Annotated in this window: 6 protein-coding genes and 1 pseudogene; 6 read left to right on the plus strand and 1 reads right to left on the minus strand. The window is 56.2% G+C overall.

Going from position 1 to position 8,124, the window contains the following annotated elements; translation table 11 throughout:
* From NW815_RS12480 to NW815_RS12505, 6 genes and pseudogenes are all read left to right on the plus strand, one after another.
* Positions 1-288, plus strand: a pseudogene (locus NW815_RS12480) (FHA domain-containing protein); the annotation flags it as partial.
* Between the two features lie 176 nt (positions 289-464).
* On the plus strand, positions 465-2,486 hold the full coding sequence (locus NW815_RS12485) for an FHA domain-containing protein (RefSeq protein WP_414344701.1): 2,022 nt from the start codon (positions 465-467) through the stop codon (positions 2,484-2,486).
* Positions 2,487-2,732: 246 nt separating this feature from the next.
* Positions 2,733-3,185, plus strand: a complete 453-nt coding sequence (locus tag NW815_RS12490; RefSeq protein ID WP_414388642.1) for a hypothetical protein — start codon at positions 2,733-2,735, stop codon at positions 3,183-3,185.
* Between the two features lie 122 nt (positions 3,186-3,307).
* Complete coding sequence (gene ispE, locus NW815_RS12495; RefSeq protein ID WP_414388640.1) at positions 3,308-4,243, plus strand: 4-(cytidine 5'-diphospho)-2-C-methyl-D-erythritol kinase; 936 nt, start codon at positions 3,308-3,310, stop codon at positions 4,241-4,243.
* A 154-nt stretch (positions 4,244-4,397) separates the two neighbouring features.
* Positions 4,398-5,753 (plus strand): acetyl-CoA carboxylase biotin carboxylase subunit, encoded by a 1,356-nt coding sequence (gene accC / locus NW815_RS12500; protein ID WP_414332260.1) that lies wholly within the window; start codon positions 4,398-4,400, stop codon positions 5,751-5,753.
* Positions 5,754-5,847: 94 nt separating this feature from the next.
* The gene (locus tag NW815_RS12505) at positions 5,848-6,840 is read left to right on the plus strand and encodes a tyrosine-type recombinase/integrase (RefSeq protein ID WP_414388638.1); all 993 of its coding nucleotides are present in this window, start codon (positions 5,848-5,850) and stop codon (positions 6,838-6,840) included.
* A gap of 164 nt (positions 6,841-7,004) precedes the next feature.
* Here the strand turns inward: NW815_RS12505 and NW815_RS12510 are convergent, their stop codons facing one another.
* The gene (locus NW815_RS12510; protein ID WP_414344204.1) at positions 7,005-8,018 is read right to left on the minus strand and encodes a hypothetical protein; all 1,014 of its coding nucleotides are present in this window, start codon (positions 8,016-8,018) and stop codon (positions 7,005-7,007) included.
* Positions 8,019-8,124: the final 106 nt, after the last annotated feature.

Below are 8,124 nucleotides of genomic sequence, written 5' to 3' on the forward strand. Positions count from 1 at the left end.
AAAATAATTCAGGAAGAGCTTGCGCTTGAGGCCAATAGCCAAATTCAATTGGGGCGCGTTGTGCTGAGCGTGAAGTCCATAGAAGTGGCCAGGAAGAATCAGGGGGATCTCCTCAGCCGCGGCACTTTGGACGCCCTCAAGGTTAAGTGCAGCCGCCTGGAAAACCCTCACTACCTACCCCCGGAATATCAGGGTCAGAATTGTCCCTACTGTGGACATTTGGTCTTGAGCGCTACCTTGGTGATCCCTCCTCCAGAAGCTGGCAAAGCCCCACAACCTCCTCTCTAGAGGACCAACCCTTTCTATTCTTCATTAATTCTTCTTACAGATCCCAGTGGCTGATCCAAGTCCGTGGGGGATAGAAAAAAGGGATCCCGGGCAAACCAAAAGTGACCTGTGAGGTCGCGCTGTTCTGTGTTTTCTCAATGGCCTCTTCATGATCTTTGTAAAGGTGAGGAGAAGCTATGCAAATTCAACTGAGCTGGGAAGATCCCATCACCGAAGAACAGCAGGAGCTGATTTTTCCATTGCCTCTTGCCTTGGGCAGGGAGCTGGCCCAATTGCCACAGGAATGGCAAGGTCGAGAAGTGGCGCGGGCTGTGTTTGCCAGCCAGGAGATCTCCCGTTATCACGCCCTCGTCTATCTCGGTGAGGATGGCCAGGTCATCTACGAAGATCGCAGTGCCAACGGCAGCCGCATCAATGGGGAAAAAATCCGTCAGGCACGCCGGGTGCTCCAGGGGGGAGAAGTGGTGGAGCTTGGCCCCTACAGCATCACCGTGGGTTTGGTGTCCCCCAGGGATCCCAATGCCACCCTTCTGACCGCCACCCCTACTCTTTTGCTGGAGCCGCGCACCGAACTGATTCGCCCGGCCACCCAACCCGACACCGCATTTGAGGTTCCCCCGGCTTCCACGGTGGTTTTTGCCCCAGAGCAGCTTCCTGAAGTGCGGGCTGGCTCGGATTTTCCGCCGCCGGATTTGTTTCGAGCTGAGCAAATTGCCCTGAGCGCCCTCAAAGCCACCGGACTACCTGTGGAAGAGACCCTCTATTTGGCCTTGGGCGGCGGTATCGGCAGCTTTGTCTGGGTGGATACCCTGCGCATCTACGGGGTCAGACCGGAACACATCCGCGTCATCAGCATTGCCCGCAAACCCTACGAACGGTATGAACGGCTTTTGACCAACTGCCAGATCCCCCGCTGGAAGCGAATTCGCTCTGGCTCCGATTCTTGTCCAGACAACATTTGGGGCTGGCCTGGCTATGCTCTGCGGGATGCTTGGCGTTCCTTTTTCTCCGGCCGATTGTTGGAAGCACTCGGCTTTTTGTGGCAGGTATTTAGTGAGCCCTTGTTGGCAGATACCTATACGCCGCGGGCGGGGGATGTATTTGCCTCAATGGATCGGGAGGCAGCCCGAATTGGTTGGGAGCAAATGTTGTGTTACGGCCATATTCGCGCCATTCGCAAAACGGAGGATGGGCGATATGTGGTGGCCTATTCGGCAACGCGGCCCGGCCATACGGATCACCGTTTTATGGTGGCCAAGTATCTCCATTTGGCAACTGGATATCCGGCCATCAAGTTGCTCAACGACCTGCAGGAGTTTCGCGAAAAAACAGGAGATTTGAGATCGGTGGTACACGGCTATGAGCCTCATGATCACGTTTATGAGCAGTTGGAGAAACAAGGTGGCACCGTCCTAATTCGGGGATTTGGGATCGTCGCCTCTCAGGTGATGGAACGCCTTTACGAAGCCCGCAAAGTCAACCCCCGCATCTCGGTGGTGCATCTGAGCCGTGCGCCCAAAAGCGGTAATCGCTTCGGACGAGCCAAACGGGCAGTGGATAACCATTGGGAGTTTCAGCCCTTCAACTGGCCCAAGGGCACTTGGGGAGGGGTTCTGCGGGCCAAATTGGAAGCGGCGACCCCCCTGGAACGGCGCGAACTGCTGGAAGCCTGGGGCGGCACCACGACAGCAAGTCGGCGGAAATGGCGGCGGATCGTGCGGCAAGGGTTGCGAGAGGGCTGGTACTCGATTGTGTTCGGCAAGGTGGAGTCGGTGGTTCCCGGCGACAAGGGTAAGCCGGTAACCTACATTCGAGGTACCCACAACAACACGCAATTAAAGGTGGAGGCCGATTTCGTTATCGACTGTACGGGTTTGGTTTCGGATCCCATGACCAATCCTCTCCTCAACGATCTAATTACCCACTACAACCTGCCCCTCAATCCTCACGGGCGCTTGCATGTCTCCAACGACTTTGAGCTGGTGGAGATGCGCAACCGGGATGGGCGAATGTACGCCGCTGGGATCATCACCTTGGGCGGGCCTTATGCGCCGGTGGATACGTTTTTGGGTTTACAGTACTGTGCCCATCGCTCGGTGGAACACCTGGCTCGACTGCGGGCACCGGGGGTCAAAGGCTTAGAAGGGATCCGATCCCTGTGGCAATGGTGCAAGTGGGCCCTAAACATCAGCCCCTAGCTTGCCGACATTGGGCAACGCTCCTGGATTTTGCCGGATGTTTATGGTTATCAACGCTATTGTTGGCGACACATCATGGCTATTCCCCATCCCGTTGAACCTGGTGAAAGGGGTGTTGCGTTGATCCCCAACTCTTCTATACCAAAGGGGGAAGGGTTGGGGGTGAGGGCCAGAAGGTTCCCTCAAACAGACTGGGAGCGACACGGATCCTGATGATCTCGATTGGCAAAACTGCGGGAGGAAAAGATGACTCCGACCCTGATTGGCCGCTGGCAAACTCGCATTTTCTTATTGGCCACCGTTGGTGTTTTGGCAAGTTTACCCTTTTATTTTGGGATCACTGGACATGGCGGCAGCCTCACCTATTTTTGGGTATTGCTCTACGTGGGTCTGTTTGGCTGTGTTTGGGATGTTGTTTATAACTATCTGATGGGGTGGATGTGGGATCACGATTGGCCTGGGATCCTTCAGCTTTTGGCCGGCATTTGGGAAGGGCTTTTTTTGGGTACAGTCTTGAAGGTGGTGGGTCTTCCTTATATCCCAACCCAACGGTTTGACTTGGGAGATTTTATTCTCCACTACAGTGTGGTCTGGGTTTGCCTTTACCTCAGCGCTTGGGTGGTGATGCGCATTTTGTTTCCCCGCTGGCGCTTTCGCGGTGGAGAGTGGCTGGGGCCATGGCCGCGCTCCGGCAGCTAGAAAGGGGATCCACTGCCGCTAGAATCAGGCTGGGAGATCTCCCCGGATAAGTCTGTGTTTTGATCAGGTCTGTACAGGCTAAGGGGAGTTGAAAAGTTGTTGCTGACCCAGATTTTCACCCCATGCAAGCCTGTACCCTGATTGCCCGCGCCAAGATCAACCTCTACCTGGAAATCCTCGGATCCCGTCCTGATGGGTATTCAGAGGTGGCGATGGTGTTGCAGAGCATTCATTTGGCGGATCGACTGCAGTTGAAGAGCCGTCCTCACGGGATCCACCTCACCTGCGATCGTCCAGAAGTGCCTGCAGATGCCCGCAACCTTGCCTATCAAGCCGCTGAGCTGCTGCAAAAAGAGTGTCACTCTGCCGCTGGCGTGGAGATTCACATCGAAAAGCACATTCCGGTGGCAGCAGGTTTGGCGGGGGGCTCGGCTGATGCGGCGGCGGTTTTGGTGGGGTTAAACCAACTGTGGGGGCTGGGCCTGACGGTGGGAGAGTTGCAGAGTTTGGCAGCCCGCTTGGGATCCGACATTCCCTTCTGTATCCAGGGGGGAACGCAACTGGCCACCGGGCGCGGGGAAGTTTTGGAGCCGCTGGCCGATTGGGAAGGGATCCCTGTGCTGCTGGCCAAGCCCAAGCACCTGGGGGTTTCCACCGCCTGGGCCTATCAAGCCTTTCGTTCTCGTCAGGGGAGCTTGGGAGGGGATGCCCTACCCAAACCCACACTGCCCACCTTGCCGCAGGCGTTGGCGGCTCTCAGCCGTCAGGATCCGCCGGCGTTAGCCAGGAGTTTGCGCAATGACTTGGAACAGGTGGTTTTGCCGGAGTACGCGATTGTAGGGGAACTGCGCCAAGCTCTTCTCTCGGCGGGGGCCCTGGGATCCCTGATGTCGGGGTCAGGGCCAACGGTCTTCGGAATCATGCCCAGCCTGGAGCTGGCCGCCCAAGTGCGCAACACCCTGCGTCGCCAGTTTCAAGATGTGGAGTTTTGGGTCACGCAGTTTGCCCCCACCGGGATTCTGCTGCAGCCGGATCCCTGTAGCCTCAGCCCCACCTAGGGTGTTGGCTGGATTGGCCGGATATGGGATCCCCACCAGCCTTCTCTATTCTTCCCTCTGGTTGGCATAGTAGGATGAGCACCTAAACTTAACCTTGCGTTCACAGACTGCTGGCTTTAGCGGTCAAGTTATCTCTCTGCTCTGAACCTCCCTCATGCCGCCCATCACCAAGATCCTGATCGCCAACCGGGGTGAGATTGCCCTGCGCATCATCCGCACCTGTCAGGAAATGGGGATCCGAACTGTGGCCGTTTACTCCACTGCGGATCAGAACTCCCTGCACGTCCAACTGGCGGACGAGGCTGTTTGCGTAGGAGATGCCCCGGTGGCCAAAAGCTACCTCAACATTCCCAACATCATCTCGGCAGCCCTCACCCGCGGGGCCACTGCCATTCATCCGGGCTATGGGTTCTTGGCGGAGAATGCCAAATTTGCCGAGATGTGTGCCGACCACAACTTGATCTTCATCGGCCCCTCGCCAGAGGCGATGCGCAAGATGGGCGACAAGGCCACGGCCCGCGAGACCATGCAAGCGGTGGGGGTGCCGACGGTGCCGGGCAGCCGCGGGTTGATCACCTCTGAGGAGGAGGCAGTGAAGCTGGCGGAGAAAATCGGCTACCCCGTGATCATCAAAGCCACCGCCGGTGGCGGGGGGCGGGGTATGCGGGTGGCGCGGGATGCCCAGGAGCTGCTGAAGATGCTGCGCACCGCTCAGGGGGAAGCCCAAGCAGCCTTTGGCAACGGCGGGGTTTACTTGGAGAAGTTCATCGAGCGCCCCCGTCATGTGGAGTTTCAGATCTTGGCGGATAGCCAGGGCAATGTGGTGCATCTGTACGAGCGGGATTGCTCCATTCAACGGCGGCATCAAAAGCTGTTGGAAGAGGCCCCCAGCCCGGCTTTGACTGCAAGCTTGCGCGCCCGCATGGGAGCAGCGGCGGTGAAAGCGGCCAAGGTGGTGAATTATGTGGGGGTGGGCACGGTGGAGTTTTTGCTGGACAAAAATGGCCAGTTCTACTTCATTGAGATGAACACCCGCATCCAGGTGGAGCATCCGGTTACTGAGATGGTGACCGGGCTGGATCTGATTGCCGAGCAGATTCGCATTGCCCAAGGTCAACCCCTCACCTTTCGCCAGAAGGATGTGGAGTTGCGGGGCCATGCCATCGAATGCCGCATCAACGCCGAGGATCCCAAGCAGCAGTTTCGGCCTTGCGCTGGCACGATCAGCGCCTATTTGCCCCCTGGAGGGCCGGGGGTGCGCATGGATTCCCACATCTACACCGACTACACCATTCCCCCCTACTACGATTCGCTGTTGGGCAAGCTGATCGTCTGGGGGCCTAACCGGGCGGCAGCCATCCGCCGCATGCAGCGGGCTTTGGGGGAATGCGCCATCACTGGGGTGCCCACCACGATCCCTTTCCACCAGCAGATCCTGCGCCACGAGGCTTTTTTGCGGGGCGAGGTGTACACGGATTTCATCACCCAACACCTGCTGCCCGGCCAGTAGCCATCGACTCTCAGGTCGGGATCCCTCTCTGGACAGCAGCTGGCCACAAGTTGAGGATAAAGTTAAGGGCTAGCAGAGGGATGGAGGTGGCAGGATGAGGGAGCCTCGATCGGGCTGGGCTCAGGAGACCCATCCCCAGAGTCAGCCGACTGGCCCTGTTCCCAGCCTCAGCCATCTGGCGGCGCAATTTTTGCAGGAGCGGCAGCGGGATCTGGCCCCTGCCAGCCGCCGTACCTACCGCATTGCTCTGGAGCAGTTTGCCAAAACTTGCCCGGTGCCGCTGCCCCAGGTGCAGCCTGTCCACGTCCAGTCCTTTTTGAACAGCTTGAAGGGCCGTCCGTTTCGCAACCGCTCCGGCCAGCGGATCCACCCGCCCGCCTCTCCGGCCACCTACAACCTGAAGCGGTTGGCCTTGCAGCAATTTTTTGAATGGGCCAGCCAACGGGGCTACCTTCAGGATCCCCTGCCCACTCAAGCCATTCGACCTGCCCGCCTACCCGCTCGTTTGCCTCGCGATCTGGATCGGTTGTTGTTGCAGCGGGTGTTGCAGCGGGCCCAAAACCATTCTCTGCGCTACGCGGCTTTGATTCGCCTGATGCTGGAGTGCGGGCTGCGGGCCCAGGAGCTGTTGGACTTAACCGTTCAAGATTTTCAAATCAGCCCTGAGGGATCCCTGTTGGAAGTGCGCTGTGGCAAGGGGAGTAAACCTCGCGCTGTGGCAGTAGGGGATCCCCTCTCCGAGCTGTTGCAGCAGTATCTGAGCCAAGAACGGGGCCCGTGCGCGCCGACGGATCCCTTGTTTGTTTCCCAATCTCGCTGCTTGGCCTACCGAGGCCGTCCCCTCACCTACGATGGCCTGCGGCATATTGTGCTCAAGCTAACCGAGCCTGAGCCGGGACATCAAACCCCCCACCAGTTTCGCCACAGTTTTGCCACCTTGTTGCTGGATCGCGGCGTTGCCCCCGAACACATTCAGCACTTGCTGGGCCACACAACTGCCGCCATGACGATGCGCTACACCCAGCGGGCCAACTTGAGAGCAGCCATCGCCCGTTCCCGCGAGATCTTAAATCAGGGCTTGGTTTAGGGATCCCTGGCTGTACTATGGCCTCTGTCGTTTCCAGTGAGACAGACGCGGATTGCTCGCAGAAAGAGGGATCCCCAAAAAGAGATCAAGGATCCTCAAGGACGGACAAACCTGACTAAGGTGGTTGGAATGACCTGAAAACAACCGATAACCAATGGGTTATTTCAAGTTACACGCTGGAGAGGAATGTAGAGCACATGCTCTCTCCCCTTGCCAATGGGCAACTGCGGCCCAAGACTGGCCTTCTGTTGTCCCAACCAGATGATCAGGTTTTTGTTCTCAGGATAGTATTCCAAAACATACTTGATGAAGTCATCAATTGTACATGGCTCGTTGAAACCTCCCATCCACTGATGAAAGTGGCTATGCACTTCGCTGGCTATAGTAATCAGGTTGGAAAGATTTGCTGCAATCTTTGGATAGTGCGCTTCAGAGTAGAGATGGTGAACCGTTAGGCTACTGGCTGTTTTTCGAGTAACTCTACAGAGATTTTTATCCCTTCTTCTTGCAAGCTCTTTTGCTCTTTCTATCTGCCTTTGTCTATCCTGGATTGTCTTGACGATTGCCTGAATCTGGGGTTCAATGCGTTCGCCAACATCTCGACACCAGTCTTTTCTGTGGTTTTGCTTGAGGACTTCTACCATAATCTTGGCAAGCTCATAGATGCCTCGCAAAGAGAGGTAGACAGTGTCGTCGTTGCCAAAGCGTGTGTAATGAACGTCTTTGATGAGTTTACTTTGTTTTGATGCAATCTCAAGCGCTTTCTTAAGGTAATCAGTTCGAGTTCCAAAGATCGTCACAACATCTTGAAGAGATAGCCAAAACTGATCTTGTCTTCTGACCAGAGAGGAGCTGTTTTCGAGGATCCTATGATCCACCAGAGCCTTCTGCCTCTTGCGATACTCTTCCTTGAACCAATTCCTAATGCTTGTGTCTGTAGAGTACTTACGACCTTGCTCTGACCTAGACCTTAAAAAGGATAAAATGGCGTAAGCACCAGACTGCGTGTATTCTCTCAGCCCCGAACTTTTGTTGATAACGCGATAGTCTTTACCTTCCACCAGTTCCCACTCATCATCAGGGATACTGTCAAAGTAGGCTTCAATCTCCCTGAGTTCCTCAAGGCTGATACCCAAAAATTCGGCGAGCTTGTTTGAAGAAACATAGACTATAGCCATTGCTCAAATTTCTCCGTAAGGCTTTTGTAGAAGAGAGTCAATCGCTGGAAAATTTTGTCATCCCCGGTTGGAGAATCGGGATGGTAGATCTTGCTCAGGCGATAAA

This window comes from Synechococcus sp. R6-7, assembly GCF_047461695.1.
GTDB lineage: Bacteria > Cyanobacteriota > Cyanobacteriia > Thermostichales > Thermostichaceae > Thermostichus.

Excerpts from the sequence above, each read along its gene's own strand:
- NW815_RS12485 (WP_414344701.1), top strand. The coding sequence starts at position 465 with ATGCAAATTCAACTGAGCTGGGAAGATCCCATCACCGAAGAACAGCAG.
- NW815_RS12490 (WP_414388642.1), top strand. The coding sequence starts at position 2,733 with ATGACTCCGACCCTGATTGGCCGCTGGCAAACTCGCATTTTCTTATTG.
- ispE (WP_414388640.1), top strand. The coding sequence starts at position 3,308 with ATGCAAGCCTGTACCCTGATTGCCCGCGCCAAGATCAACCTCTACCTG.
- accC (WP_414332260.1), top strand. The coding sequence starts at position 4,398 with ATGCCGCCCATCACCAAGATCCTGATCGCCAACCGGGGTGAGATTGCC.
- NW815_RS12505 (WP_414388638.1), top strand. The coding sequence starts at position 5,848 with ATGAGGGAGCCTCGATCGGGCTGGGCTCAGGAGACCCATCCCCAGAGT.
- NW815_RS12510 (WP_414344204.1), bottom strand. The coding sequence starts at position 8,018 with ATGGCTATAGTCTATGTTTCTTCAAACAAGCTCGCCGAATTTTTGGGT.